We start from the raw sequence: 26,591 nt of genomic DNA, 5'->3' as shown, positions 1-26,591 counted from the left end.
AGATGCCCGACATCCTGCATCGCGTCGGCGCCCTCGCGCCGCTGGACGACGTCTACCGGGCCATCGCGACCCCCGAGGGAATCGCCGGCTGGTGGACGACCGACACCACCGGCAAGAGCGAGGTCGGCGGTCAGCTGGTGTTCCGCTTCGGCGACGTCGGCGGCTTCGACATGGAGATCCTGGAGCTCGACCCGGTCGGCCGGGTGCGGTGGCGCGTCACGGACGGCCCCGCGGAGTGGATCGGGACCGAGATCGACTGGAGCCTCAGCCGACGCGACGACTACACGATCGTCCTGTTCAAACACGAGGGCTGGCGCGAGCCGGTCGAGTTCATGCACCACTGCAGCACGAAGTGGGCGACCTTCCTGATGAGCCTCAAGGACTTCGTGGAGACGGGACGCGGCAGGCCGGCGCCCGACGACGTCCGGATCAGCGACTGGCACTGATCAGCGACTGGCACCAGCCGCCGAACGCAGCCAGGCGGCGATCCATCCCGTCTGCATCGCGGCGTCCAGGAGGTACGTCGGCCGGATCCGCCCCTTGGGCACGTAGATCAGGTCGATGGCCAGCAGGGTGGTGGCCGTGCCGAGGCCGATGCGACGGGCCTGGACCGGCCCCTGGGGTCCCGGAGCCGCAGCGAGCTGGGCGACGCCGGCCGAGACCAGCAAGCCGCCCGTCGTCATCTGCAGCCAGTCGTCGGCCTTCGGTCCGAAGACCCACTCGAAGCTGCGCAGATGAACCAGCGGCCACAGCCCGCCCACGATGTTGAACAGGCCGTGCGCCACCGCGACCGTGTCCGCCCGGTCCGGCACTCTCGCTCTGCCCATAGCGGCGCCCCTTCCGCTCTCTTCGCAGGTTCGGCCGGGTACCCGTCCGAACCTGCGGGGAAACGAAGGTCACCGCAGCTCCACCGTCGTCGTGACCCGCGTGAGGGTGGGTTCCCGGGGCACCGAACCGAATCCGAAGCGCACGGGCGGTTCGACCGGTGCCATGACACCGAGGTCGAGGCCCTCGAAGACCGCGGACACCACGCCGACCGGCCGCATGTCCCGTACGCCGTACCACTCACGGCGTCGCGCGCCCGTACGGCCGCGGGTCCGTACGTGGGTCGGCAGCAGGTGGGCTGGCCCGTTCGTCAGGGCGGCCCATGCCGGGCGGGCGGCGAGTACGCCGGGCACGGCCCGCAGGAGAACGCCCAGCGCCCGTCGTCGTCGGCCGACGGTGAAGCGCAGCTCCAGCGGCCCGGCGGCGACCGTCCAGGTCTCGTCCGCGACGCTCACCTCGACCGGCACGACACGCACCGAGTCGAAGCTGTAGGTGTCGCTGACGAAGTCCGCCGTCCGGTGCGAGGGGGCGAGCAGCAGCCGTTCCCCGTCGGCCCGCTCGATCATCACGTCGCTGAACGGCCCGAACGGCGACCGCTGCCAGTGCCCCAGCACGACGCGCGTCCCGGAAGAGGTGCCCACGCCCGCGATCCAGCCGTCGAAGCGCAGCCGCGGGCGCCTTCCGCGGGTGCCGCGCGTGCGGCTCACGGCGCTACCCCCCGGACAGACCTGGCGTCGGGACGCGTGGCCTCGACGCCCCGAGCCGCACGTGCCGCACTCCCTCCGAGAAGTGCACGAGGGGCTCGGCGGCGGGCGCGGGGAGGCCTGCCGCGCTGGTCAGCGTCTCCTCGAGCACGTCGACGGCGGCGTGGGCCAGCGGCCAGGGCTCGTGTTCGACCGGCGTCTCCCAGAGCATGCCGAGCCGACGGGTGTACGCCCGCCAGCGCGAGGTCAGCCACACGTCCCGCTCGGTGGGCGTGATCGGGTCACAGGGCCGGACAACCAAGCGGTAGGAGGCCTCGCCGACCCACCTGGACCCCGCGTACGCGACGGCGTCCCCGTTCAGCGAGACGCTCAGCCTGCCCGGGTTGTACGGCGCGCCCACGGCCCTGGCCGCCAGCATCAGCGGGCACGCCACCTCGATGGACAGGAACCACAGCCCGTCCGCCCCGTCCCGGTGCCGCACGTAGGTCCGCAGGTTGGTCTCCGCGAATGTCGGGAGGCCTGGCACCTGGACGGGCACCGCGGGAGGGCGCACATCCGCCATCACGAAGGGGGTGAGCCCCACCCAGGCCGACCCCTCGTACTCGTCCACCACCAGTTCCTCGGGCAGCAGCGCCTGGACCGCGTCCGGCGGAAAGGCCCAATGGACGAACGTCTGCCTCAGCCAGCCGGCCCGAAGCGCGGGAACGCGCACGCGCCGCTCCGCTCCATACGCGACCACACACGGCGAGTCCCCCAGCGCGGCCGGCGGAAAACGCCCGGCCGGTCTTCCACGACTACTTCCGTGGAGCCGGTCATGCGCCGGGTCGGGCGAATCCGGTCTGGTAGGCGATCACGACGAGTTGGGCGCGGTCGCGGACGCCGAGCTTGGTCATGGTGCGGTTCACGTGGGTCTTGGCGGTCCAGGGCGAGACGTGCAGTTGTCCGGCGATGGCGTCGTTGGAGAGGCCGGCGGCGACGAGGACGAGCACTTGGCGCTCGCGTTCGGTCAGGCTCGTCAGCTCCGGGGCGGGAGCGTTCGTCAGGTCGGGTGTGGTCAGGTACTGGGCGATGAGTGCCTTGGTCGCCCTGGGTGACAGCAGCGCCTCTCCGCGGGCCACCAGCCGGATCGCGTCGAGGAGGTCGGAGAGTTCCACGCCCTTCCCGAGGAACCCGCTGGCCCCGGCACGCAGCGCCTGGAAGACGTTCTCGTCGGCTTCGAACGTCGTCAGGATCAGCACCCGTACGCCCGCGAGGTCTTCGTCCGCCGAGATGGCGCGTGTGGCGGCCAGGCCGTCCATGTCGGGCATCCGGATGTCCATCAGCACGACATCGGCACGGGTACTGCGGGCCAGTCCGACAGCCTCACCGCCCGTTGCCGCCTCACCTACGACCTCCAGGTCCGGTTCCGAATCGATGATCATGCGGAAGCTGGCACGGACGAGGACCTGGTCGTCGGCGAGCAGAACACGAATGGTCATCCCTGCCTCCCGTGAGCGGCGGTCGGGTAGAGGGCCGTGCCGGACCCGTCCGGCGTGTGAGTGCCGGCCGGTGGTGCGGCTTTAGGCAGCGGCAGACGCACGTCGAGGCGGAAACGACCGTCGGGTTCCGCTCCGGCACGGATGCTGCCGCCGACCGCGTGGGCGCGCTCGCGCATGCCCGTCAGCCCGTGTCCGGTGCCCGCCGCGGCCGGGACCGGGGACGGGCGGGCGTGCAGGAGGTTGGTGATCCGGATGCGCAGTGCGTCGGGCCCGTAGCCGACGAGCAGGTCCGCCTCGGCGGTGGCACCGTGCTTGTGCGCGTTGGTCAGCCCCTCCTGGATGACGCGGTAGGCGGCCAGGTCGACGGCGGTCGGCAGGGGGCGCGGCCGGCCGGTCTGCCGGTGGCGGACGCTCAGCCCCGCGGCGGTCAGCGATTCGAGGAGCCCTCCGAGCCGGGCCAGCCCGGGCACGGGTTCGGCCGGCTGCGTCGCGTCCGACTCGTCACCGGACTGCCGCAGGACGCGCAGCAGCGAGCCCAGTTCGTCCAGCACCGTACGGCCGCCGTCTCGGATGTGGCCGAGCGCCACGTCGGCCTGGTCCGGCCGGTCACGCAGGAAGTGCCCGGCGACGCCCGCCTGAATGGTGATCAGGGCGATGTGATGGGCGATCACGTCGTGCAGTTCCCGGGCGATGCGCAGCCGCTCCTCGGCGACGCGACGACGTGCCTCCGCTTCCTTGCTCGCCTCCGCCCGCAGCGCTCGCTCCTCCACCGCGGCGACGTAGTCGCGCCAGGTGCGCACGGTGCCCCCGACAGCGGCGAACATCCCGGTCCAGGCGAACACCGCGCCGGCCTCCGGGGTGTAGGCCGAACCCATCGCATACGTGATGACGGCGTACAGGACGAGGGCCGTGCCCGCTGTGACGATCAGCGCGGTCCGCCGGGGGACCGTGCGGGCCACGGTGTAGATGACGAGCAACACGGTGACCTTCAGCGCCCGCGACGGCTGTGACGCGAGGACGGTGAACGCCACCTCGCCGAGCACGGTCAGCGCCAGGACGGGCAGCGGTGCCCGGCGGCGCGCCAGCAGCAGCAGGAACGCGGCCACGGCGGCGACGGCGTCGGCGCCCGACGCCCGGTCGCCGTCGGGCCAGCGCCCGAACAGCAGGGGCAGCATGCCCGCACCACCCACGAGGGCGGCGAGGGCGGCATCCAGCAGGCGAGGGTGGGTGCTGGTCACCCGTCGCAGCGACGCCGGTCCGATCACGGCTTCACCGTCCCTTCGTACAGATCCTCGCTGCGCACGGACGCGGCCGCCCGCCCCCACGCCCGAAGGCGTACGAGGGGGTTCGGCGGCGTGCCCGCGGCAGTCGGGCTCACGCGTCGCGTCGCTTGAGCAGGACGGCCGCGCCGGTCAGGAGCACGACGAGGTACACGGCGAACACCGCCAGCCCGGACCCGGACGACAGCGAGTCACCGCTCGTCCGCACGGACATGAACGCGTTCGCCGCGTTCGACGGCAGGTACGGGCCGATGGCGTCGTTCCAGCTGCTCGGCAGGAGCTGGATCACCCCCGGCAGCACGAACAGGGCGCCCACCACGGTGGTGATCGCCCCGGCCGTGTTGCGCAGCAGGACGCCGACCGCCAGGCCGATCAGCCCTGCACCCGTGAGGTAGACCGCCGCGCCGATCAGAGCGCGGAACACGCCCGGGTCGGAGAGCGCGGCGGTGGCCATGTCACGGGAGGACAGAACCGACTGACCGCCCAGGAACGCCCCCAGGGCCGCGACGAACATGAGCACGAAACTGACCACGGCGAAGACGATCACCTTGCCCCACAGCACCGGCAGGCGCGAGGGGACCGCGGCCAGCGTGGCGCGGATGGACCCGGTGGCGTATTCGCCGGCACTCATCAGGACCCCGAGCACCGCGACGGCCAGCGAGGCGAGCATCACCCCGCCCAGGCTGATCGAGGTCGGGTCACTGAAATCGTCCTCCCCGGGGCCCTGTCCCGAACCGACCAGGCTGCTGAACAGCAGTCCGAGGCCGATGACCAGGGCCACGGTGATCGTCATCGTGTAGAGCGTCGAGCGCAGCGACCGCAGCTTGATCCATTCCATGTGGACGACGCGCGGAAAGGTCACCCGCAAACCCCGCGCGGGCCGGCCGGCGGTCCCGGTCGTCTTCTGTGTGTCGAGGGCGGCAGTGCTCATCGGCTCGTCCCTCCGGTGGTGGCGAACTCGGCGGTGGTGGCGTGGTATTCGACGGCGTCCCGGGTCAGCTCCATGAACGCCTCCTCCAGCGACGCCTCCTGGACGAACAACTCGTGCAGCACCAGCCCGGCGGCAGCGGCGCGTTCACCGATCTCGGCGGCCTCCAGCCCCTGGACGTCCAGCACGCCCGGCCGGCTGCCGGTGACGGAGACGCCGTCACCCACCAGCAGGTCCCGCAGGGCTCCGGACTGCGGCGACTGCACCCGTACGCTGCGGCCGGAGGACTGCGCGACGAAGTCGGCGAGCGGGCCCGCCGACAGCAGCCGGCCCCGCCCGATCACGATGAGGTCCTCGGCGATCAGTGCCATCTCGCTCATCAGATGGGAGGAGACGAAGACGGTCCGCCCCTGGTCCGCGAGGTCCTTCAACAGGTTGCGGATCCACAGCACGCCTTCGGGATCGAGTCCGTTGACCGGCTCGTCCAGCATGACGATCCGCGGGTCGCCGAGCAGCGCCGAGGCGATGCCCAGCCGCTGCCCCATGCCCAGCGAGAACCCACCCGCCCGCTTGCGGGACACCTCCGTCAGGCCGACCATGTCGATCACTTCCAGCACCCGCCGCCTGCCGATGCCGTTGCTCGCCGCGAGGGCCAGCAGGTGGTGGTACGCCGAGCGTCCCGGGTGGATCGCCTTCGCCTCCAGCAGCGCCCCGATCGTCTCCAGCGGCGCCTCGTGCTGCTCGTACGGGCGGCCGTTGACACGTACCGTCCCGGACGACGGCCGGTCAAGTCCCATGATCATCCGCATCGTCGTCGACTTGCCCGCGCCGTTGGGCCCGAGGAAGCCCGTCACCACACCAGGACGCACGGCGAAGCTGAGCGCGTCCACCGCGAGCTTGTCCCCGTACCGCTTGCTGAGGTCGTTCACTTCGATCACGATCCACCTCCGGGTTGTTCAAGGCCTCAAGGCTCCTGCAAGGCGGCCGGTTCTCGCGTCGCCCCACGGCGGTCACTGCGCGTACCACGACCGGAGTACGTCACTGCCGACGGCAGCGACCCTGGGGGGACGCCCGTCGCCGACCGCCGTGGTCGACAAGGCTGAAAGCCGCCCCGGCTTTGCCGATCCATCCGCCCTCCCTCTTGACGTGTCCGGCGTCACATCAGTACCGTCCCGGCAACCTGCTTGTTTGAAACGATTCAATGCGGAGTTGCCATGGGCGAAAAGCGCTCGGTCCTGCTCGTGCTCCTCAGAGGCTTCGTAGTGCTCGCCGTGGTCGGAGGCGTGGCGATCCTGCCGACGTCCATGTCCTCCGCCGCGTCGGTGTCCGACGCTCCGTTCACGGTGAAGGCCCTGACCGCCAACGGCCGGGTCAACCCGCTGGGCATCGGTGGTGAGGACCCGGTCCTCGGCTGGCAGTTGGCGTCGTCCCGGCGGGCGACGTCGCAGAAGGCCTACGAGATCCAGGTCGGACGCAGGCCGGGGTCCGCAGATGTGTGGTCGTCCGGCAAGGTGGAGTCCGGCCGTCAGGTCGGCGTGCGGTACGAAGGCCCCGGCCTGGAGGCGGGCACGCGGTACTTCTGGCGCGTCCGGGCGTGGGACGACAAGGGAGCCGCCAGTCCGTGGAGCGCGACCGCGTACTTCGAGACCGGCTTGCTGAACTCCGGCGACTGGGACGGCGCCCAGTGGATCACTCGCCCTGCGGCTCCCAGTGAGCTGGACAAGTGGACCGACTACACCGCCACGGTCGACTTCAGGCTCGACAGTGCCGCCTTCGGTATGTTCCTGCGTGCCTCGGACGCGAGCAACGGCTACATGTGGCAGTTCAACGTCACGGGTCCCACACCGATGCTGCGACTGCACAAGCAGCTGAAGGGCACCTACACCGTGGTCCAGCAGGTGGATCTCGCGCCCTACGGCTTCACCAACGCCGGTCTCCTCGACGGACGGCACACCGTCCGCTACGACGTGGCGGGCACCACCATCAGGACGACCCTCGACGGCAAGCCGGTCAGCACCCTCACCGACTCCACGTTCACCAAGGGGTACATAGGCTTCCGCACACACTCCTGTTGCGGCGAACGGGGAACGGTCTACGACGCCGTCGTGACCGGCGCCGACGGCAGCACACTGCTCGACACCGACTTCGCCTCCGGCCGGAACCCGTTCACCGGCGGTGACATCGCCGACTCCGCCCTCGTCGTGTCCGGCACCACGGACGCCCTCTATGGACCCGCGGCCCGCCCACAGCCGCTGCTGCGCAAGGACTTCGCGACCGAGCCCGGCAAGAAGGTCGCCTCCGCGCGCGTCTACGCGTCGGCACTCGGCCTCTACGAACTGGAGATCAACGGCAAGCGGGTCGGCGACCAGGTCCTCGCCCCGGGCTGGACGAACTACCACAAGCGCATCCAGTCCCAGACCTACGACGTGACGAAGCTGCTCGACGGCGGCGACAACGTACTCGGCGCGTCGTTGGCGGAGGGCTGGTGGGCCGGCAAGGTCGGGCTCGGCTGGAGCCGCCAGTACGGGGACACCCCCGCCCTGGTGGCGAAGCTGCGCGTCACCTACACCGACGGCTCCGTCCAGTGGATCGCGACGGACGGTTCATGGAAGTCGGCCGACGGCCCCTACGCCAAGGCCGATCTGCAGGACGGCGAGACCTATGACGCCCGACTGGAGCCGTCGGGCTGGAGCCGGCCCGGGTTCGACGACGCGAAGTGGGAGCCCGTCGCGAGCCTCACGTCCCGCACCGCCCTGCTGGTTCCGCAGAGCGACGAGCCCGTACGCCGGACCCAGGTGCTCCAGGCCCAGAAGCTGACCGAGCCCACTGCCGGGACCTACGTGTACGACCTCGGTCAGAACATGGTCGGCGTGTCCAGGCTGACCCTGACCGGCTCCGCCGGCCAGACGGTCAAGATCCGCTACGCGGAGGTGCTCAACAAGAACGGCACCCTCTACACCGACAACTTCCGCAGTGCCAAGGTCACCGACCGCTACACCTTTGCAGAGACGGGAAGTGTCACTTACGAACCCACCTTCACCCAGCACGGCTTCCGCTACATCGAGATCACCGGGGTGACCGAGCCTCCCGCCCTCTCCCACGTCAAGGGCGTCGTATGGGGATCCGACCTCCCGGCCACCGGCACGCTCAAGACCTCGGACGGCATGCTCAACCGGCTGGTGAGCAACATCTCCTGGAGCCAGCGGGGCAACTTCCTCTCCATCCCCACGGACACCCCGGCCCGCGACGAACGCCTGGGCTGGACGGGAGACATCAGCCTGTTCGCGCCGACGGCCAACTACCTCGTCGACACCCGCGCCTTCCTGTCCCACTGGATGGCGGACGTGCGCAACTCCCAGTACGCCAACGGTGACCTGCCCGCGGTCGTACCGACCCCTCAGGGCCAGTTCGGCGAGAGCGGTGTGGGCTGGTCCGACGTGATGATCACCGTGCCGTACTCGGTCTGGCGCTCCTATGGCGACACCCGCATCCTGCGGGAGAACTACCCCGCCATGCAGAAGTTCTTCCAGTTCGTGCGCGACAGCGCCGGACCGGACCTGCTCGAGCCCGGCCGCACCACCTTCTTCACCGACGACTGGCTGCACCTGGACGACCCCACCGAGCAGGGCATCCTGGGCACGGCCTACTACGCAGAGAACGCCCGCATGATGGCCGAGGTGGCCAAGGCCCTCGGTGACGAAACGGCGGCGTCCGACTACGGCAAGCTCTCCGCCGACATCCGCGACGCCTTCACCAAGGCCTACGTCGCACCCGACGGCACGGTCAAGCGCAACTCGCAGACCGGATACGCGCTGGCACTCGGCATGGACCTGATCTCGGATCCGGCACTCGTCGAGAAGGCCGGTGAGAAGTTCGTGGCCAAGCTGGCGCTCACCGACTACCACCTGCGCACCGGCTTCATCGGCACACCGCTGCTGCTGCCCGCGCTGAGCAAGATCGGCCGGGACGACCTGGCCTACAAGATGCTGCTGCACAAGGACTACCCGTCCTGGGGCTACGAGGTCGTCAACGGTGCCACCACCATGTGGGAGCGCTGGAACTCGATCATGCCCGACGGCAGCTTCGGCCCGGTCGACATGAACTCCTTCAACCACTACGCCTACGGGGCCGTGGGCGACTGGATGTTCCAGAACATCGGCGGCCTCTCGGCGATCGAGCCCGGCTACAAGCGCTCACGCATCGCGCCGGCACCCGGAGGGAACCTGACGGAGGGCTCCGGAAGCCTCAAGACCGTCTACGGCCGCCTCTCGTCGAAGTGGAGCACGCACAACGGCGCCGTCGACCTGAAGGTGACGGTGCCGGTCAACACCGTCGCCGAAGTCCACGTGCCCACGCGGACCCGTTCGGCGGTCACCGAGGGCGGCCGGCCGGCCGACGCCGCCAGGGGAGTCCGGTTCCTCCGGATGGAGGACGGAGCTGCCGTGTTCGAGGTCGGGTCCGGGTCCTACAGCTTCGGCGTCGGCCCCGCACTCGGCGGCCCCGGCGAGACCGGGAGAACTGCAATGACCCGGTAGGGCGTAGTCCTGCGGCTCGTCACCTACTGACGACCGAGGAATTGGGTGATGAGCTCCAGCCATTCCGTGGGCCGCTCGACGAACGGGAGGTGCCCGGTGGGCAGTTCGGCGATCCGAGCGCCGGGGACGGCGGCGGCCAGCTCGTGCTGCAAGGTGGCGGGGACGAGGGAATCGGCGGTGGTGACGACGACGAGGGTCGGGACGGTGATCGCGGCGAGGTCGTCACGTACGTCGACCCGGCGGACCAGGTCGACCTGGGCGCCGGTGCCCGGCGGTACGGCCAGGGCCGTCTGCTCGGCGGCGGCGCGGGCCTGGGCGGGGGTGAGGGAGTTCAGGGCGGGGGCGCTGAGGGCCAGTTGGGTCAGGTACTGGGCGAGCAACCGGGACTGCCCGGAGGTGAAGAGCTGGTGCCAGACGTCGGCGGCCAGCTCCGTGCGGGTGTCCAGGCGGGCGAACGTGGCGCTCAGTACGAGCGAGGTGACCCGTTCCGGGTGGCGGGCGGCGATGCGGATGGCGACCGGGCCACCGAGGGAGTACCCGGAGACGGCGAACGTGTCGAGCCCTTCGGCATCCGCAGCCGCGACCAACTGGTCCGCCAGCTCGTCGAGTTCCAGTGTGCCCTGCGCGGTGGGGGTGTCGCCGGAGCCCGGATAGTCGACGCCGACCACGGTGTGCCGGGCGGCGATCCCTTCGATGATCGGGCCGTAGTTGGCCTCGATGCTGCCGCCGGCACCGTGGGCGAGGAGGAGGCCGGGGCCCGAGCCGTGGACGGTGCGGGCGTAGGGGGCGGGGACTGTGGTGGTCATGGCTGGATCCTTGATGCGCGGAACGTGGGCATGGGTGCTCGATCGCGCCAGCTTTAGCGATCGCTAAAGCTGGCGCATGGTGTGACTGTAGCAGTGCTGCTTTAGCGTTCGCTAAAGATGGCGGGTTAGACTGCGCAGGTGACGGAGAGCGGGGAGAAGGAACGGCAGAGCCGCAGGCGGCGCGGCACGGGCGCGAGCGGAGAAGGCGGCGACTCGCCCGCCGCCCCGCCGGGCAGGCCCCCTGCGACGCGGACCCGTCGCGCCTTCGACCGGGAGGAGGCCCTGGCCGCGGCGCTCAGGGAGTTCTGGACCTACGGGTACGAGTCCACCTCCATCGCCTCGCTCACCAAGGCGATGGGGATCAATCCGCCCAGCCTGTACGCGGCGTTCGGTGACAAACGGCAGTTGTTCGGCGAGGCGGTGCGCCTGTATCAGCGCACCACCGCCACAGCCCCCTCGGCCGAGGGCCAGGACGCGCGCTCGTCGATCGAGGCCATGCTGCGGCATTTCGCGGCCGACTACACCGATCCCCGGCATCCCCCGGGCTGCCCGATCATCTCGGCCGCTGCGAACTGCGGACCGGGTTCGCAGGATGTGAAGGCGGAACTCCGCGACATGCGGGAGGCCTCGAAGGCGGCCATCGCCGCCCGTATCCGCCAAGACGTCGATGCGGGGCGCCTGCCTGGAGACACGGACGCGGAAGGCCTTGCGGCTTTTTACGCGTCCGTCATCCAGGGTATGAACCAGCAGGCGTGCGACGGTGCCTCTCGGGAGGTGCTGGAGAAGGTGGCGGAGTCGGCGATGCGGGCCTGGCCCACGACCGACCAGAGCTAGGCCTTGCGGCTCGACGCACCAAACCCCGCTCACCTTTGGCCACGCCGGAGAAGGCGCCGGTGACGGTCGAGGTCACCGAGAGGCCTTGGCTCCGGCATAGTGCAACTCGGGACTTCCCGGTGCCCATGACGTAGGCGACGCACAACTTGACGGGTGGCGCCGGCTGTTGCGACCGGAGAGTGCGGCTCAAGCGTCGCGGACGGCCTTGTTCACCTGGTCCAGCAGTGCCCGCAGTCGCGCCGTTTCGTCCGTTCCGAGGCTCTCGGCGATGTGGCGTTCGATGTCGGCGATCACCGCGTCGCCGGCGCGCAGTGCTTCCCGTCCGGCGTCGGTGAGGTGCAGCTCCTGCACGTGCCGGTGACGCGGATGCTCGCGTCGCTCCAACTGTCCGCGGCTCTCCAGTCGCGCCACCAGTGAGGCGATGGCCTGGGGGGTGACGTTGAGGCGCCGGGCCAGCTCGGCGCCGGTCAGCCCCGGTTCGGCGTGCACCGAGATCAGCAGCGTGTAGTGCGCCGCCGCCATGCCCAGCGGGCGCAGTCGCTGCTCCTTGAGTGTCTGAACCGCCAGCTCCGCGCGGCGCAGTGCCCAGGTCACCCGGTCCAGCGCGTTGGGTCCGACCGGATCGTCGTCGTGTCGTGTCACGGGTGAAGGGTACGACACTTCACTACTATTAAACGTTTGACACTAGACCAGCACTTGATGACACTGGTCCCATGACTCGCACCCTTGCCCTGATCACCGGTGCCTCCTCCGGCATCGGCGCCGCCTACGCCCGTCTCCTGGCGGACGACCACGACCTCGTCCTGGTGGCGCGGCGCGCCGACCGGCTCGGCGACCTCGCCGACGAACTCCGCGACCGCGGGGCGGCCGTCGAGGTGCTGCCCGCCGACCTCGCCACCCGCGAGGGCATCGCCGCTGTCACCGAGCGCCTGGCCGCCGGGGACGTACGTATGCTGATCAGCAACGCCGGCGCCGGCGGGTACGCCCCGCTCGCCGAGGTCGACCCGGCCGACATCGATCACCTGCTCACCCTCAACGCCGTCGCCCCCATCCGGCTCGTGCGCGCGGCGCTGCCCGGAATGCTCGCGGCAGGCGAAGGCGCGATCCTCACCGTCGCCTCGCTCCTCGCCTTCAGCGCGGGCAGCACGGACCCGCGAGCGCCCCGGCGTACCCTGTACGTCGCCGCGAAGGCCGCCACCCTGGGATTCACCCGCACGCTCGCCGGTGAACTCGCCGACACGCCGGTCCGTGTCCAGGTGGTGTGCCCCGGCGTCGTGGCCACGGACTGGAACAGCGGTGCCGGCCGCAGCATCCCCTGGGCGATGTCGCCGGAGGACGTGGCTTCGGCCAGCCTGACCGGACTGCGCCTCGGCGAAACCGTCTGCGCTCCTGGCCTGGAGGACCAGGACGCCGCCCTGGACGCCCTGCTCGCTGCCGAGACCGCCCTGGTCACCGGCGGCAATCGGCCGGTCCTCGCGGCTCGGTACGACAGGAAGCCCAACTCCTGAGACGTACCGCACGCCGGTCAGGTCAGGTCACCGGAAGTCTTCACGGCCGACGCGCGGTGTCCGGTGACGCTCCGCCTACCCCTCGTCTCCGTCGTCCCGGTCGAGAAGCAGGCGTACGAAGTCGTTGAGCGGTCCGATGATGTCGAGGTCCTGGTCGAGGACCCACTGCAACTGGAGGCCGTTGAGCACGGCATGGAAGAGAGCCGCGGCGCTCTCGGGGCTGACTCCCTCGCGCAGCCGGCCGCGGGCCGCCTGGTCGAGGAAGCCTTCGGCGAACTGCGTGCGCCCGCGTTCGTAGCGCTCGACGAAGTAGGCGTGGGCGGGATGATCCGTGCGTGACGCCGCGGCGGCGAGCTCGATCCACAGGCGCATGAGCTCAGGGGCCTTCTGGTGGTGACGGATGAGCTCACCCAGGTAGGGCGCGAGCTGGTCGAGACCGTCGACCTGTGCCGCGCCGTGCTGCCACTCCTCGGAATCCCGCTCGGCGAGCACTGCTGCAAGGATCTCGTCCTTGTTGCGGAAGTGGTGGAGGAGTCCGGCATGGGTGATGCCCGCCCGCTCCGCGATGTCCCGCAGGGAGGCCTTGGCGTAGCCGTTCTCGGCGAAACTGTCGCGGGCCGCCCGTACGATCTCCGCTCGGCGGGCCGGTGTCTTGGCGTACGGCCCGCGCGCTGTTGCCTGACCCACGGTGCGCTCACTCTCCCCGGCGAAGCCGGTCCCGACAAGTCCTGCGCAGTGATTGACCTTTCAAAAATTACCATACGGTCGGAATTTGCTTCGTCCGCCTGAAGACACCTGTCGTGGTGGCCTCGGTGGTGCCGTCGGGGAAGACGACGCGTGCGGTGGTGCCGGGAGGTACGTCGACCGTGAGGGTCAGCTCGTCGCCGCTCGTCCGCCACTCGACGGTGATCGTGCCCTGCGGGGACTCGTGCGTGCCCCGGGCCCACGACAGCGACGGGTGGGGGACGGGCGCGACCTCGACGGACTCCCAGGCGACCGACTCCGGCGCCTGGCGCAGTCCCAGCGTGTGGGTGTGCAGGAAGCGGATCACGGCACCCTTGCTGTAGTGGTTCAGGGAGTCGTGGGCGTCACCGTTGTCGTCGATGCCCTCCCAGTCCTCCCAGATGGTCGTCGCGCCGCGGTCGAGCATGTACAGCCAGGACGGTGCGGTGCGCCGCAGGAGAAGCTCGTAGGCGGTGTCGTCGTGGCCGGTGTCGCAGAGCACGGGGAGCAGGTCGCCGGTGGCGAGGAAGCCGGTGCCGAGGTGGGTGTGGGCGGCCCGGATCAGTTCGACGAGGCGGGCGGCGGCGGCCGGGCGCAGCTCGTCGGGGACGAGCCCGAGGGAGAGTGCCCGTACGTAGGCGGCCTGGGTGTCGCCGGTGGTGCGTCCCTCGGGAGTGAGGAACTCGGTGCGCCACGCGTCCCGGACGCGCTCGGCGGTCTCGGTGTAGCGGGCCGCGTCCTCGGTGCGGCCCAGCACCCTTGCGACGTCGGCGAGGGTCGACGTCGAGCGGTACAGGAACGCCGTGCCGATCTCGCCCTTGTCCGCCATGAACCAGGCGACCGGGTCGGTCCGGATCGGGTCGATGCGGGTGCCGTCGGCCGCCTTCGCCCTCGGCTCGGTCCACTCGCCCCAGTGGAACGAGCCGTCCCAGATGTACCGCTCGTGGGGGAGCGGCTGGGCCGAGCGCTCGATCCGGGACTGGTGGCGGGCGGTGCGGGCGGTCTTGAGCGCCCATTCGACCCAGCGGACCATCGCCTCCCAGTTCTCGGCGAGGACCTCCCGGTCACCATAGGACCGGTACAGCTCCCAGGGGACGGCGACGATCGCGTCGCCCCAGCCTGCCGAGCCGGTCATCATGGCGAACTGGTCGTCGAGGTGGTGCTTGATGCGGCGGCCGTCGGGCGAGAAATTGGCGATCCGGCCGTCGGGCAGCTGGTCGTCGCGGACCGAGCGGAGCCATTTGCGGCTGAAGCCGAGGACGTCGTACAGGCGCGTGGCGGTCGGTGCGAAGACCTGGTAGTCGCCGGTCCAGGCGAGCCGTTCGCGGGTCGGGCAGTCCGTGGGCACGTCGACGGCGTTGCCGCGGAAGCTCCAGTCGGCGATCTCGTGCAGGCGATTGAGGTCGTCGTCGCTGCACGCGAAGGTGCCGGTGCGGCGCAGGTCCGTGTGGACGACGCGCATCGTGACGCTCGCCGGGTGGAGCGGGGCGCCGTCGCGGCGGATGCGCGCGTACCGGAAGCCGTGCACGGTGTGACGTGGCTCGAACGCCTCACCCCGGCCCGCCGAGACGGCCTCGTCGCGCTGCACGAAGAGGATCGGGTCCTCGCCGGGACGCGTGGAGTCCAGGTGGGTGGTCGTCAGGTCGCCGTCGGCACCGACGTGTTCGCCGTGGTCGACGACGGTGCGGGTGCCGACCGGGCCCAGGTCGTCCAGAGCGATCCAGCCGGAGGCGTTCTGGCCGAAGTCGGCGATCCAGAGGCCGTCCCGCAGTTGCCTGACCGTCTCGGCCGGACGCGTTTCGACGACGCGCACGGGTGGTGCCGGCGACCAGTCGATCGCGGGTGCCTCGACCTGATCGACGAGGACCGGCTGTTCGGCGTCCGGCCCGGCGCGGAAGTCGGTGGTCTGCCCGTCCATGAGGTCGGCCCGGGTGATGGCCGACCGGGTGCTCGTCCAGGTCTCGTCGCTGCGCACGACCTGGCGTGAGTCGTCCTCGTACACGACGTGCAGTTCGGCACGTGCGCCGAGCACCGCCCCCCAGCCGGCCGGCAGACGGAACGCGCCGACCTGGCCCCGGTACCAGCCGTCGGAGAGGACGATCTCGACAAGATTGCCGCCCGCCTCGACGGCGGACGTGACGTCGTACGCCTGGGCGTAGAGCGTGCGGTCGTACGAGGTGGAGCCGGGGGACAGTTCGGCGGTACCGGCGCGCTCACCGTTCACGTACGCCTCGTACACGCCGAGCGCCGTCGCGTACAGCCGGGCCGAGCGCACCCCGGCCCGTGCCTCGAACCGGGTCGTCAGGGTGTGAGCCGGTCGTTTGCCGTAGCCGGGGTCGCCGGATTCGGCCGGTGATATCCAGCGCGCCCGCCAGTCCTCGTCGAGGAGGCCGACCTCGAACGCGTTCCACTGCGACCACGGCGACGGCCCTCCCGCGCCGACGGCCCGGACACGCCAGGACACCTGCCGGCCACTGCTCAGAGCCGCCCACGGCCAGGGGAGGAACCGGTGCCGGCCGGACGCGACCCGTACCGCGGGCCGCTCCTCGCCGTCGACTGTGCATTCCAGCTCGTGTCCCGTCGGGCGTTCCGCGTCCGACGGCGGCTTCCACGACAGCCGGGGTGCGGGGCCCGACACGGTGAACTGGTCGCCTCCGCTGTCGATGCGCAGGTCATACGGTGCGTTGTTCATGCTCTGCCTTCTGGGAACTCGTCGAACTCTGCTGTTCTCACTGCGGCCGGCGGCCGCCTGCCCGCTACCGGACCGACTTGACCTTGAACTTGATGATCAGCCCGCCGAGGAGCGCGAGCACCGCGCCGCTCAGGTAGAGCAGCGTGTAGTTCTTCTCCTCTCCGCCCGTGACACCGACGGTGATGACGAGCGGTGCGATGAGCGGGGCGAGGGCGCTGGGGATCTTCTGCGCGAACGCGACCACCGCGAGATAGCGGCCGGCCTGGGCCCGGTCCGGGAGGACGGCGAACACGATCGCCTGGTCGACTGCGCTGAACATCGCGATGGCGACCTGCATCAGCACCGCTCCGACGACCAGTTGGGGCAGCGAATGGGCGAACGCCTCGGCGACGGCCCCGGCGACGAAGATCGCGGAGCCGATCACGGTGAACAGCTTGCGCCGGCCGAGCTTGTCGGAGAGGAAGCCGCCCCCGATGGCGCCGCCGGTCGCCGCGAGCACCCCGAGGATCCCGATCGCCGCCACGACGCCGGCGACCTCCTTGACGGGCATGTCGAGCCGCTGGGCGTAGAAGAAGGTCCCGAAGGTGGTGTTGAAGTACAGGCCCATGAAGAAGACGAAGCGGCCGAGCCAGTTCCAGCCGAAGTCGGGGTACTTCCGCGGGTTGAACCCGTAGCTGGCGACCAGGCCCTTCAGGCTCACCTCGCTGGTGCGGACGAGTGCGCGGGAGTCGCCCTCGGGCTTGAGCACCGGGAACAGCAACAGCATCACCGCTCCGATGACACCCGGGACCAGGAACACCAGCAGCGTGCTGGAGGCCACCGTGTACGCGATGCCGATGCCGATCACCGGCGCGATATGGGTCATGACACTGGTCACCGCCGAGACGCGTCCGCGCTGCTCCTCGGGCACGCGGTCGGCCTGGACGTTCTGGATGGCCTGCCCGACCGTGGACCAGCCGACCATGCCCACGACCCACGCCAGGCCCACCAGGAAGACGGTCGGTGCGACGGCGATCCCCAGGAGCCCGGCCAGGCCGATGACCGTGCCGACGTACATGAACGGTGTCCTGCGGCCCAGGCGGGAGCGCATCCGGTCGCTCCAGAAGCCGATCAGCGGGCTGAGGACCAGATAGACGAACTGGGCGGATCCGGTGACGTATCCGAGCAGTTCCTCGCGTCCGGGAGCGAGGTCGTCGATCCGCACGGCCAGCGAGTAGGAGAGAGGAACCATCAGGGCCAGGGAGGCCCCGAAGCTGGCGATCATGATCCAGGCGAGGTAACTGCCGCTGACCCTCTCCAGCGGCGGGGCCTCGATCTCGGGGCCGGGGGTCTCGGCCGGTTCCTCCCCGAAGACCTCGGCCCCCCGGGTCGGCTCCGCACCGTCGCCCTTCGCCGGCTCGGTCGGCGGGGGCCCGGCCACACTGATGTCACGGTCGTTCTGAGGCATGAGGACTCCTTCGTCTCATGAATGCCAGGTGGCGCGGCAGTTGGCGGAGGGACGGCATGCGCGGTCGTGGAGAGGCCGCCGATTGGAACGTTTCAGTCGCTGGCGTCAGTCGTCCGTTGTGGCACCGGGCTCACACCCGTCCGAGAGACCGGGCTTGCGCCCGTCCAGGCCGCGCCAGCGGCGGCGGAGCGAGAACGCGGCGGTCTTCGGCCTGCGGTCGCGGGTGAAGACACCCTTCTTGTTGCCGTCGACGCGGTGGATGCCGTTGGAGGTCTGGAAGTCGGCGAAGTTCCAGACGTGTTCGCCGACGAACTCGGGGAGGCGGTCGAAGACACGGTGGTACATGGCGAGGTAGTCGCTCTGGTACTCCTCGCTCCACGGGGTGTCCCAGACGGAGTGCAGGCCGGGCTGGGTGTCGGCGCCGTACTCGGACATCATCACCGGCTTGCCGAAGCGCCGGGCCCAGCCGCGCAGGTCCTCCTCCAGGTACTGCTCGGCGGTCGCGAGGTCGCCGGTGAACAGGTACCAGCCGTAGTAGCGGTTGATGCTGAGGACGTCGAACAGGTCGCCGATCAGGTCGTTCTGCGGCGTGGCGAACATGACCGCCGCGTAGGTGAGGGGGCGGGTCGGGTCGAGCTTGCGGGCCAGTTCGACCAGAGGTTCGAAGTACTCGCGGGCGCCGTCCTCGTTGGAGGCCGGTTCGTTGGCGAGGCACCACATCACCACGCTCGGGTGGTTCTTGTCCCGCTCGATGAGCTCCCGCAGGTGCTGTGCGTGCACCTCGCCGGTGACCCCGCCGAAGTTCTCCGGCGCGAAGGTCGGGGTCGGTGCGGCGCCGGTGAGGCCGCCCATGACGCCCAGGTTGAGGCCGACGGCGGCGGTCTCGTCGATGACGACGATGCCGTGCCGGTCGGCGAAGTCGAGCACCTCCTCGGCGTACGGGTAGTGCGAGGTGCGGAAGGAGTTGGCGCCGGTCCACTCCATGAGCTGGAAGTCGTGGACGAGGTAGGCGTCGTCGTGGCCCTTGCCCCGGACGGGGGTGTCCTCGTGCTTGCCGAAACCGGTGAAGTAGAACGGTTCGCCGTTGATGAGGAACCGGGTGCCGCGCACCTCGACGGTGCGGACGCCGAAGGGCTGGGTGTAGCTGTCGACGAGTTCTCCCGCACCGGCCCGGTCCTCGGCGAGCAGCTCCACCACGAGGTCGTAGAGGTAGGCGGCGCCGGGCTGCCAGAGGGTGACGTCCTCGATGCGGAAGGTCCCCTCGGGGCCGTACGCCTCCGCCACGGTCCGGCCCGCCTCGTCGACCCCGCGCACTCGGACGGCCGTCGCCTCCGCGGTCTCGCCGCCGGTCTCCACGCGGTAGTCGACGATGCCGGCGGCGCCGTCCCGTCCGGTGACGACCGTGACGTCCTCGATGAAGGTCAGCGGTGTGCTGCACAGCCGGACCGGGCGGGCGATGCCCGCGTAGTTGTAGAAGTCGTGCAGGTAGGACTGGCGTTCGCGGCCGTCGGAGCCTGTGGTGACGGTGCCCGGCGGGATCGTCTCGTTCGTCAGCCGGTTGTCGACGCCGACCGTCAGCCGGAACTCGGCGCCGGGGCGCACGATCCCGGTCAGGTCCGCCTCGAACGGCGTGTAACCGCCGACATGTTCGGCCACCAGACGGTCGTCCACGTACACCTGTGCCGCATGGGTGACGGAGCCGAAGCGGAGGACCACCCGCTCTCCCGCCCAGCCGCGCGGCACCCGCACGTCGCGCTGGTACCAGGCGACGCCGACGTGGTCACGGATCTCCGCGTCCACGAACAGGTCGTTGTAGCTGGCGGGGACGGGGGCTTCGAGCGACGAGGTGAGCCGTGACGTCCACGGGTCGGCACCGGCGCGGGTGCCGAGGGCGAATCGCCAGAGGCCGTCGAGGCTGACGATGTCGCGGGTCGGGCTGGTACGGGGGGAGAGCATGGGGCTCCTACGCGTCGTTGCGGACAGTGGCCAGAGGGGGCCAGGGGTGGGCAGGGCGGCGGGGGAGTGGAGGGGGTGGGGCGGACGGGGCTAAATCGTTTCTCCGGCGTCGGCCAGGAGCGTGCTCCCCGTCATGAAGGCCGAGAGATCGCTCGCGCAGAACAGCACCACCCGGGCGATGTCGTCGGGTACGCCGAGACGACCGAGCCGGCTCGGCCGCATCACGGAGACGATGTCCCCGGCGGCCGCGGGATCCCCGGCGGCCGCGGTGGCAGCGGCCATGTTCCCCTCGGTCGGCACGTACGTCGGCGCGACGCCCAGTACGCGGATGCCGAACGGGGCGAATTCCAGGGCGAGTTGCCGGGTGACCCCCCGTGCGGCGTGCTTGGAACCGACGTAGGCGGCGAGCCCTGGGGCCGTCCCCCGGAACCCGGCCGTGGAGACGACGTTGACGATGACGCCCCCGCCCTCGCGCATCCGGCGGGCGGCCTCCCGGGACCCGAGGAAGACGCCGCGCGTGTTGACGGCGAACACCTCGTCCCAGGTCGTGTCGGACATCTCAAGTGCGGGGACACTGGGGAAGATCCCGGCGTTGTTGACCCAGATGTCGAGTCCGCCCAGTTCCCGGACGGCGAGGTCGGCGGCCGCGATGACGCTGCCGGCGTCGGAGACGTCCACATGAGCGGCCACCGCACAGCCCGGGCGGAGGGCGTTCAGGCCCTCGGCGGCGGTGGCGGCGAGCTCTGGTTCGATGTCGGCGACGAGTACGTCCGCGCCCGCTTCGGCCAGGCGCCGGGCGATGGCCCGGCCGAGACCGCGGCCGGCACCGGTCACGACGGCCCGTCGTCCGGACAGGGAGATCAGTTCGGCCAGGGACCGGGACGAGACGTCCGGTACGGATACCTGCACAGTGCGTCCTTCCGGCGGCGGGGCCGTCAGCCGCGCAGGCGGCGGGCGGTCTCGCCCAGCCAGGCGAGGCTGGGCTTGGGGCGGCGCTCGAAGGTCTCGCGGTCGACCTCGATGAGGCCGAACGTCGGCTCCCAGTGCCCCCACTCGTAGTTGTCCAGCAAGCTCCAGTGCAGATAGCCGCGTACGTCGGCACCGTCGGCGATCGCCGCCCTGAGGTGCTTCAGCGCCTCGTCCGTGTAGGCGATCCGGCGGGTGTCGTCACGGGTGGCGATGCCGTTCTCGGTGACCAGGATCGGCATGCCGCCGGTGACCTCGGCGGTGTGCCGCACGGCGATGCTCAGGGCGTCGGGCCGGTAGGCGGTGCCCACGAGGGTGTTGTCCGGGTGCTGCGGGTGCGGCTCGACACCGTCCGGGCCGACCCACTGGCTGGAGTACGACTGCACGCCCACGAAGTCGTCGCCGCGCGATCCCTCCAGGTAGAGGTCCTCCCAGATGTACTCCAGCTCCCGCTTCTTCTCCTCTGCCCCCGGGCGGGCGACGAAGGCGCGGTTGGCGACCGTCCAGCCGACCTTCGCGCCGGTGCGCTCGCGCAGCACCTCGCGGACGGCGTGGTGCGCCTCGACCAGCCGCTCACCGATCTTCACGTCCGGGGCCGGAGTCTTCGGCCGCGGGCCCTCGTTGTCGACGGTGGGGCTCAGCCACGCGTCAGCCGCGTGCGGGTCGTCCTGCAGCGCCCGTGCCATGCCGATCATGATGGCCAGCATGTTCGGCTCGTTCATGGTGACGACCCACTCGACGCCGTCGAGGATCGGGGCGACCGCCTCGGCGTACGCCCGGAACCGCTCGACGGCACGGTCGCCGAGCCAGCCGCCCTCCTGGGCGAACCAGAGCGGGCTGGTGAAGTGGTGCAGGGTCACGACCGGCGTCAGACCCAGCTCGAAGGCCGTTTCGATCATGCGCCGGTAGTGGGCCAGTTCGGCCCGCGAGATCATCCCGGGGACCGGCTCGATCCGTGCCCACTCGACGCCGAAGCGGTAGGAGTCGAGCCCGGCGTCGGCGAGCAGCGTCATGTCCTCGCGGTACCGGTGGTAGCTGTCGCAGGCGTCACCACTGCGCTCCATGCCCGGCATGCGCCCCTCACTCGCCCAGAAGTCGCTGTTGAGGTTGTTGCCTTCGATCTGGTGCGGTGCCGTGGAGGCTCCCCAGAGGAATCCCGGAGCGAACTCGGTCATCGTCGACTGCCTTTCCTGCTTGTCGGCCAACTGTTACCACGTGGTTGGTTTTCGAGGGAACGTAGACCGGGATCGCAAGGGTGGGAAGACCGCGGTTCGGCTTCGTGATCAGAGCGTTATCTGGTGACGCTTCGTCAGGTGTAGGGCTTCTCGTCCAGCTGGCTTACCGGGTGCTGGCCGAGTTACGTGTGCGCGTCTTCGGCGGACACGCCCGCAGCGCACCCGCCCGCATGGCCGGGCCGACGCAGCGGGGACCTGGCCGCGACGGCGATGCCGACGGGGAGCCACTGGGGTTCTTCTACGCCCTCACCCCGGGCCAACTCCCCGCACCCGGCGTGGTGTTCACCGGCGGAGCCAGCACACTGGCCACAGTGGAGCCCTGGCTGCCGCCGGCGTTGCTGCCGGTCGCCGCGCTGGTCGCCCGGGCACTGAGCGACCGGTGGGCCAGGACGTCTGCCCTGGCTGTGGGACTGGACGAGCTGCGCCTTCCCGTGTTCCTGCCCGACTGCGTGCGCACGTGTTACCGGCTGCCTCGCGCCGGCGCGGCGCACATCGCTCCGGTCAGACGGGTGAACGGGGGAAGTCGCACGGCGCCGTCGACATCATCCGTCAGCCGGGGGCCATGACCCGGCCGACGCCGGCCGCAACGGCTTCACATGCGCGGTGCGGCCGTGGAGCCCCGCTTCACCAGCTTCGTCCGCAGCAGCGTCCGCTTGCGGCTGCCCCCGGCGATGCGGTCCAACAGCATGCCCGCGGCCTGCCGGCCCTTCTCCACGATCGGCTGATGGATCGTGGACAGGTCCGTCAGAGCGGCCACGGGCGCGTCGTCGTAACCGATCACCGAGACATCACCTGGCACTGACATTCCGCGGTCCCGCGCAACACGCATCGCGGCCGCCGCGTGCACATCGGACAGCGCGACAACCGCCGTCACCTCGGCATCGTCGAACAGGGTCAGGGCCGCGCGAGCGCCCGCCACCTCGTCGATCCCCGCCGCGTCCACGATCCGCAGGTCGGACAGCTCCAGGCCGGCGTCACGCCAGGCTTTGAAGTGACCGGCCAGCCGCTCCCTCGCGTTGCGCTCAGTCGCCCTGCGCGCCTGGGCAAGGCTCACCAGGCCGCCATCGCCATGGGTGAACAGCTTGTCGACGAGAATGCCCACCCGGCGGTGGCCGAGCTCCAGCAGGTGTTCCATCTGCAGCCGGGCGCCACGCCGGTCATCGATGCCTACGTACGGCAGGCCGCTGCCCCGCGGTGAGTCCACTGCCACCGCAGGAATGCCCGAAGTCGCCAACACCCCGGCCAGGGGATGTTCCTCGGGCATGTTGTGCAGGACGATCCCGTCGACCAGACCCCGCAGCGCTTTGGAGGTCCTTACGTCCTCGCCGGCGGTCAGAAGCGTCAGGGCCACGCCCTCCAGGTCGCCGACCTCGGCGATTCCCTTCATCAGCAGGATCGTCGAAGGATCTTCCAGGGCATCGACCACCGAGTCCATGACGACGACACCGACCGCGCCCACTCGCCCTGAGCGCAGGCTGCTGCCCACGGCGTTCGGTCCGGCGTATCCGAGCTGGGCGGCCACGGCGTAGACATGCTCACGCTGTGCTTCGGAGACCCTGCCCAGGTTGTTGTAGACGTACGACACCGTCGCCTGCGAGACGCCCGCGGCGCGTGCTACGTCCTTCATGGTGACCAACGCGCTGTCCCGCCCTCCGACGATGGTGCGGGCCCCGGTCGCCCGACGGTCCCATCCTAATTTTTCCCGCCGACGCCCTGGTTGCGTCGCAACGGCACGGGGGCCGCATGCACCTGCCCTGCGTCGGGCTGACGTCGATGGGCGTTGGCTTTGACGGCATCTCGGATCGGAGTGGATCCGGTATTGAGTTCGAGGATCTGCCGGCCGATGCCAGGCTCGTGCAGCAGCTCGGCGATGGTTTCGGCGACATCGGCGCGGGCCACCTGGCCATGGAACTCTGCCGGCCCCAGTGAAATCGTGCCCAGTCCAGGATCGTCGACAAGCAATGACGGGCGAATGATCAGCCAGTCCAGATCACTGCGGCTGAGTGCCATGTCTGCTTCCTTCTTCACGGCGAAGTAGTACTCGACCTCGTCACCCAGATCACGTTCACGCCAGGCCTCCGGGAACACCGAGACATGCGCGAGGCGGACAACCCCCGCGCGACGGGCAGCCTCGATCGCCTTGACGAAGCCATCACCGTCAACTGCCTTCGTGAACTCCCTGGATCCGCCGTTGGATCCGGCAGTGAACACGATGGCGTCAACGTCCCCGAACGCCTCCGCCAGCTCCTCCACGGACATGCCGGCCAGATCCCCGACCACCGCATCGACTCCGTGCGCGGCAAGGTCCGCCCGCTGTTCATCGCGGCGCACGAGCCCGTGAACGGCATCCCCCCTGGAGAGAAGCTCCTGCATCAGCAGGCGGCCGATCTTGCCCGTGATCCCGATGACGAACACGTTCATCCGAGTGCTCCCTTCCCTCCAACGAGGTGACTTCGCGTGTCCCTGCCTCAGAACGTGCCTGGGGTCGTTCGCTCCCAACATCCTGATCGCCCCTCCCATTCCGTACCACCGGTTCGGAGCTTGACGGCCTCGACGACGTATGCGAACGTCCGTGGTTATTCGTATCACCAACTCTGGAGGAAGGCGTCATGAGCCAGCACACCCGCGATGCGCATGCGGTACTCCTGCCGGTTGTCAGTGAGTTGTCCGTGAGTCCCTGGCTCCGCACGCTCCTGGAGCGCGGGACCGTCGCCGTGTTGCCCGGTGAGAGCCGCGAAGAGTACGTGGCGCGGAGGATGAGCGCCCGGCGTCGCGCCACTGAAACGGCCGTCGACTTCACCCGGTTCGTCACCGAGGTCGAAGACCTGGCGGGGGCGCCTGTTCTCGTGGCGGTCGACCAGGAACCGTGGGGTATCCAGCGACTGCATGGACTCGTCCCCTCCTACCCCGAGCCCAGGCTGCTGCCGCAGCTCTCCGACGAGGAGATCCGTGCGTCCTCGAAGGCGGTGGCGACCGCCGCGGCGGGTCTCGGAGTGAACATGTTCCTAGCGCCTGTACTCGACATCTTGACCGGGGCCAATCCGTGGCTCGAGGGTCGTTCACTCGCGCTGAAGCCCGAAGAGGTGGGCAGGATCGCGGCCGCCGTCGTGACCGGTGTGCAGGAAGGGGGCGTGGTGGCTGTCGCCAAGCATTTTCCCGGCTTCCCGCAGCTCGATCTCGACCCTGCGCTCGAAGACACCGTTCTGGCGGCCCAGGTAACCGACGAAGGTGACCTCGTCCCCTTCCGTCGGGCCATCGAGGCCGGGGTGGGAGCAGTCATGCTCGGCCCTGCGGTCGTTGAGGCTCTGGACGCCGGCGAGCCGGCGGCCACATCGACGACCACGGTCGACCTTCTGCGCCGGTCGCTCGCATTCAACGGCCTGATCATCAGCGATGACCTCGACGCACCGAGCACCACGCATGGCCGCAGTCTTGTCGATACGGTCTTCGCAAGCATCGAGGCCGGAGCGGAGCTGCTGCTCCTGCCTGGCGGGGTTGAGGTCATCGCCCTGGCGGAAGCGATCGCCGCGCGGTCTGGAGACGATCCCGCGTTCGGACAAGCCGTCGCGCGTGCCGCACAGCATGTGCGCAAGACTGCCGAAGCGGCCAAGCGCGTGTGAGTTCAGTTTGGGAGCCCGTTCCCGTCGCGCATCAAGTCCCCTGTCGGCATGAGGAACGTCATCATGAGAACGGATACGAGAACAACCAGATACCAGCCGCGATGCTCAGAAGATCCACCAGTAAGACGGTGAAGAAGATTCTGAACTCTGCCGGATTCCGCGGGGGTTCATACTTCTTGTTCTCGGTTCGAAAGCGCCTCAGCGATGCGCATCGCGTCGCGCGATCACCGACGACCACCTTGCTCAGGAAAAGATATCCGAAAAGGTATGCGGTTATGGTGAGGCAAACCATAAGGAAGATCACATTCACATCTCCGTGGTAGTTTGCGATCCCTGTGACGGTTACACGTAGCCAGACGACAAGTGCGCCTACCGGCACCGCAAGAAGGTGTATCAGTCCGCCCCTGCTCGACGCGCTCACCGAGGACGCCAGGTAAGCGATCACGGCGAACCCGACGAGGAATATTGAGAGAACGCCGAACCCCGTTCCGGTCGGGCATTCCGGATATCCTCGCACCCCGCAGTTCCCGTAGCCCGCGTTCCAGACCCCCCGGGCCGCGGCATAGACGCCACCCCAGATAAGTATGCCGAAAAGCGGAGGCAGTGTGAACGTCAGGACGTTCACACTGCCTGCTTTCTGCTTTATTCCCCCAGCGTCCATGAGCGGAACACTACTGGGCGCCGGTAGCCCTGACAACGGCTCAAGGAGCCGATGACGCTCGGATTCGGCGGATCCCCCGTCGTATTCGCCATCGACTTCGACCTACCATCCACTCACCAGCAATCAGAGGAAGCGGACTGGTCGGGGCGTTGCGTTCCCTGTCCGCCAAGCTCCGTCAGCGCCGCCAGGAGCTCGGTACCTGATAGCGAGCTCGCCGTGTAGGCGGGACGCTGAAGCGAGTCGGCCGCGACCGGTCCAGGCGCCAGCTAGGACTTGTCCGGCCGATCATGTACGGAGCCAGATGACGAGGGCCGCCGCAGTGGCAGTGCCGAGGAAGACGTAGCCGCGCTTGTCGTATCGGGTAGCCACGGCCCGTGACTGCTTGAGCCTGTT

Annotated in this window: 24 protein-coding genes and 1 pseudogene; 6 read left to right on the top strand and 19 right to left on the bottom strand. The window is 69.8% G+C overall.

Features of this window, described 5'->3' with window-relative positions:
- The first annotated feature begins 2 nt into the window (after positions 1 to 2).
- On the top strand, positions 3 to 446 hold the full coding sequence (locus ABFX81_RS19625; RefSeq protein ID WP_086853087.1) for an SRPBCC domain-containing protein: 444 nt from the start codon (positions 3 to 5) through the stop codon (positions 444 to 446).
- On the opposite strand, the gene ABFX81_RS19620 is transcribed toward ABFX81_RS19625, so the two are convergent.
- The 7 genes from ABFX81_RS19620 to ABFX81_RS19590 all read right to left on the bottom strand — a co-directional run bounded on the left by ABFX81_RS19620 (position 447) and on the right by ABFX81_RS19590 (position 6,153).
- The gene (locus ABFX81_RS19620; protein WP_086853089.1) at positions 447 to 827 is read right to left on the bottom strand and encodes a hypothetical protein; all 381 of its coding nucleotides are present in this window, start codon (positions 825 to 827) and stop codon (positions 447 to 449) included.
- A gap of 69 nt (positions 828 to 896) precedes the next feature.
- Complete coding sequence (locus ABFX81_RS19615) at positions 897 to 1,532, bottom strand: hypothetical protein (protein ID WP_086853091.1); 636 nt, start codon at positions 1,530 to 1,532, stop codon at positions 897 to 899.
- 4 nt (positions 1,533 to 1,536) lie between these two features.
- Complete coding sequence (locus ABFX81_RS19610; RefSeq protein ID WP_346138397.1) at positions 1,537 to 2,241, bottom strand: YqjF family protein; 705 nt, start codon at positions 2,239 to 2,241, stop codon at positions 1,537 to 1,539.
- A 100-nt stretch (positions 2,242 to 2,341) separates the two neighbouring features.
- On the bottom strand, positions 2,342 to 3,007 hold the full coding sequence (locus ABFX81_RS19605) for a response regulator (protein ID WP_086853094.1): 666 nt from the start codon (positions 3,005 to 3,007) through the stop codon (positions 2,342 to 2,344).
- Positions 3,004 to 4,272, bottom strand: coding sequence for a histidine kinase (locus ABFX81_RS19600; protein WP_086853096.1), 1,269 nt, complete (start codon positions 4,270 to 4,272; stop codon positions 3,004 to 3,006). The genes ABFX81_RS19605 and ABFX81_RS19600 overlap by 4 nt, the downstream gene beginning before the upstream one ends.
- 109 nt (positions 4,273 to 4,381) lie before the next feature.
- Positions 4,382 to 5,218, bottom strand: coding sequence for an ABC transporter permease (locus ABFX81_RS19595; protein ID WP_086853098.1), 837 nt, complete (start codon positions 5,216 to 5,218; stop codon positions 4,382 to 4,384).
- Positions 5,215 to 6,153, bottom strand: coding sequence for an ABC transporter ATP-binding protein (locus tag ABFX81_RS19590; protein ID WP_346138396.1), 939 nt, complete (start codon positions 6,151 to 6,153; stop codon positions 5,215 to 5,217). The genes ABFX81_RS19595 and ABFX81_RS19590 overlap by 4 nt, the downstream gene beginning before the upstream one ends.
- Before the next feature lie 276 nt (positions 6,154 to 6,429).
- On the opposite strand from ABFX81_RS19590, the gene ABFX81_RS19585 reads away from it, so the two are divergent.
- Positions 6,430 to 9,750 carry a family 78 glycoside hydrolase catalytic domain gene (locus tag ABFX81_RS19585; protein ID WP_346138395.1) on the top strand — a complete coding sequence of 1,107 codons (3,321 nt, stop codon included), beginning with the start codon at positions 6,430 to 6,432 and terminating at the stop codon, positions 9,748 to 9,750.
- Between the two features lie 23 nt (positions 9,751 to 9,773).
- On the opposite strand, the gene ABFX81_RS19580 is transcribed toward ABFX81_RS19585, so the two are convergent.
- On the bottom strand, positions 9,774 to 10,556 hold the full coding sequence (locus ABFX81_RS19580; RefSeq protein WP_346138394.1) for an alpha/beta fold hydrolase: 783 nt from the start codon (positions 10,554 to 10,556) through the stop codon (positions 9,774 to 9,776).
- A 138-nt stretch (positions 10,557 to 10,694) separates the two neighbouring features.
- On the opposite strand from ABFX81_RS19580, the gene ABFX81_RS19575 reads away from it, so the two are divergent.
- Complete coding sequence (locus ABFX81_RS19575; protein ID WP_346138393.1) at positions 10,695 to 11,390, top strand: TetR/AcrR family transcriptional regulator; 696 nt, start codon at positions 10,695 to 10,697, stop codon at positions 11,388 to 11,390.
- A 186-nt stretch (positions 11,391 to 11,576) separates the two neighbouring features.
- Here ABFX81_RS19575 and ABFX81_RS19570 read toward each other — a convergent pair whose 3' ends face one another.
- The gene (locus ABFX81_RS19570) at positions 11,577 to 12,032 is read right to left on the bottom strand and encodes a MarR family transcriptional regulator (protein ID WP_086855473.1); all 456 of its coding nucleotides are present in this window, start codon (positions 12,030 to 12,032) and stop codon (positions 11,577 to 11,579) included.
- Positions 12,033 to 12,103: 71 nt separating this feature from the next.
- Here ABFX81_RS19570 and ABFX81_RS19565 point away from each other — a divergent pair, with 71 nt between their 5' ends.
- Complete coding sequence (locus tag ABFX81_RS19565; RefSeq protein ID WP_086855472.1) at positions 12,104 to 12,898, top strand: SDR family NAD(P)-dependent oxidoreductase; 795 nt, start codon at positions 12,104 to 12,106, stop codon at positions 12,896 to 12,898.
- A 75-nt stretch (positions 12,899 to 12,973) separates the two neighbouring features.
- Here ABFX81_RS19565 and ABFX81_RS19560 read toward each other — a convergent pair whose 3' ends face one another.
- The 6 genes from ABFX81_RS19560 to ABFX81_RS19535 form a co-directional block, all read right to left on the bottom strand.
- Positions 12,974 to 13,585 carry a TetR family transcriptional regulator gene (locus tag ABFX81_RS19560; protein ID WP_086855471.1) on the bottom strand — a complete coding sequence of 204 codons (612 nt, stop codon included), beginning with the start codon at positions 13,583 to 13,585 and terminating at the stop codon, positions 12,974 to 12,976.
- A 67-nt stretch (positions 13,586 to 13,652) separates the two neighbouring features.
- A complete protein-coding gene (locus ABFX81_RS19555; RefSeq protein ID WP_086855470.1) occupies positions 13,653 to 16,313 on the bottom strand; it encodes a family 78 glycoside hydrolase catalytic domain in 2,661 nt (886 codons plus the stop codon).
- A 64-nt stretch (positions 16,314 to 16,377) separates the two neighbouring features.
- On the bottom strand, positions 16,378 to 17,760 hold the full coding sequence (locus ABFX81_RS19550) for an MFS transporter (protein ID WP_086855469.1): 1,383 nt from the start codon (positions 17,758 to 17,760) through the stop codon (positions 16,378 to 16,380).
- 105 nt (positions 17,761 to 17,865) lie between these two features.
- Positions 17,866 to 19,716, bottom strand: a complete 1,851-nt coding sequence (gene uidA, locus ABFX81_RS19545) for a beta-glucuronidase (protein WP_086855468.1) — start codon at positions 19,714 to 19,716, stop codon at positions 17,866 to 17,868.
- 90 nt (positions 19,717 to 19,806) lie between these two features.
- Positions 19,807 to 20,625, bottom strand: coding sequence for an SDR family NAD(P)-dependent oxidoreductase (locus ABFX81_RS19540; protein WP_346138392.1), 819 nt, complete (start codon positions 20,623 to 20,625; stop codon positions 19,807 to 19,809).
- 26 nt (positions 20,626 to 20,651) lie between these two features.
- Entirely contained in the window at positions 20,652 to 21,857 is a 1,206-nt protein-coding gene (locus ABFX81_RS19535) for a family 1 glycosylhydrolase (RefSeq protein WP_086855148.1), read from the bottom strand.
- A gap of 170 nt (positions 21,858 to 22,027) precedes the next feature.
- Here ABFX81_RS19535 and ABFX81_RS19530 point away from each other — a divergent pair, with 170 nt between their 5' ends.
- Positions 22,028 to 22,483: a hypothetical protein gene (locus tag ABFX81_RS19530; RefSeq protein ID WP_346138391.1), complete on the top strand. Its 456-nt coding sequence runs from the start codon at positions 22,028 to 22,030 to the stop codon at positions 22,481 to 22,483.
- A gap of 26 nt (positions 22,484 to 22,509) precedes the next feature.
- Here ABFX81_RS19530 and ABFX81_RS19525 read toward each other — a convergent pair whose 3' ends face one another.
- On the bottom strand, positions 22,510 to 23,544 hold the full coding sequence (locus ABFX81_RS19525; protein WP_346138597.1) for a LacI family DNA-binding transcriptional regulator: 1,035 nt from the start codon (positions 23,542 to 23,544) through the stop codon (positions 22,510 to 22,512).
- Positions 23,545 to 23,609: 65 nt separating this feature from the next.
- The gene (locus ABFX81_RS19520) at positions 23,610 to 24,338 is read right to left on the bottom strand and encodes an NAD(P)H-binding protein (protein ID WP_086855150.1); all 729 of its coding nucleotides are present in this window, start codon (positions 24,336 to 24,338) and stop codon (positions 23,610 to 23,612) included.
- A gap of 188 nt (positions 24,339 to 24,526) precedes the next feature.
- Here ABFX81_RS19520 and ABFX81_RS19515 point away from each other — a divergent pair, with 188 nt between their 5' ends.
- On the top strand, positions 24,527 to 25,537 hold the full coding sequence (locus ABFX81_RS19515) for a glycoside hydrolase family 3 N-terminal domain-containing protein (protein WP_086855151.1): 1,011 nt from the start codon (positions 24,527 to 24,529) through the stop codon (positions 25,535 to 25,537).
- A 61-nt stretch (positions 25,538 to 25,598) separates the two neighbouring features.
- Here the strand turns inward: ABFX81_RS19515 and ABFX81_RS19510 are convergent, their stop codons facing one another.
- Positions 25,599 to 26,198 (bottom strand): hypothetical protein, encoded by a 600-nt coding sequence (locus ABFX81_RS19510; protein ID WP_346138390.1) that lies wholly within the window; start codon positions 26,196 to 26,198, stop codon positions 25,599 to 25,601.
- Between the two features lie 285 nt (positions 26,199 to 26,483).
- Positions 26,484 to 26,591: pseudogene (locus ABFX81_RS19505) on the bottom strand (IS5/IS1182 family transposase); the annotation flags it as partial.

Origin of the sequence: Streptomyces coeruleofuscus, from assembly GCF_039532725.1 — a bacterium.
Classification (GTDB): Bacteria; Actinomycetota; Actinomycetes; order Streptomycetales; family Streptomycetaceae; genus Streptomyces; species Streptomyces coeruleofuscus.
Note: the sequence above shows the minus strand (reverse complement) of the source record. Positions and strands in the feature narration are given on the sequence as shown.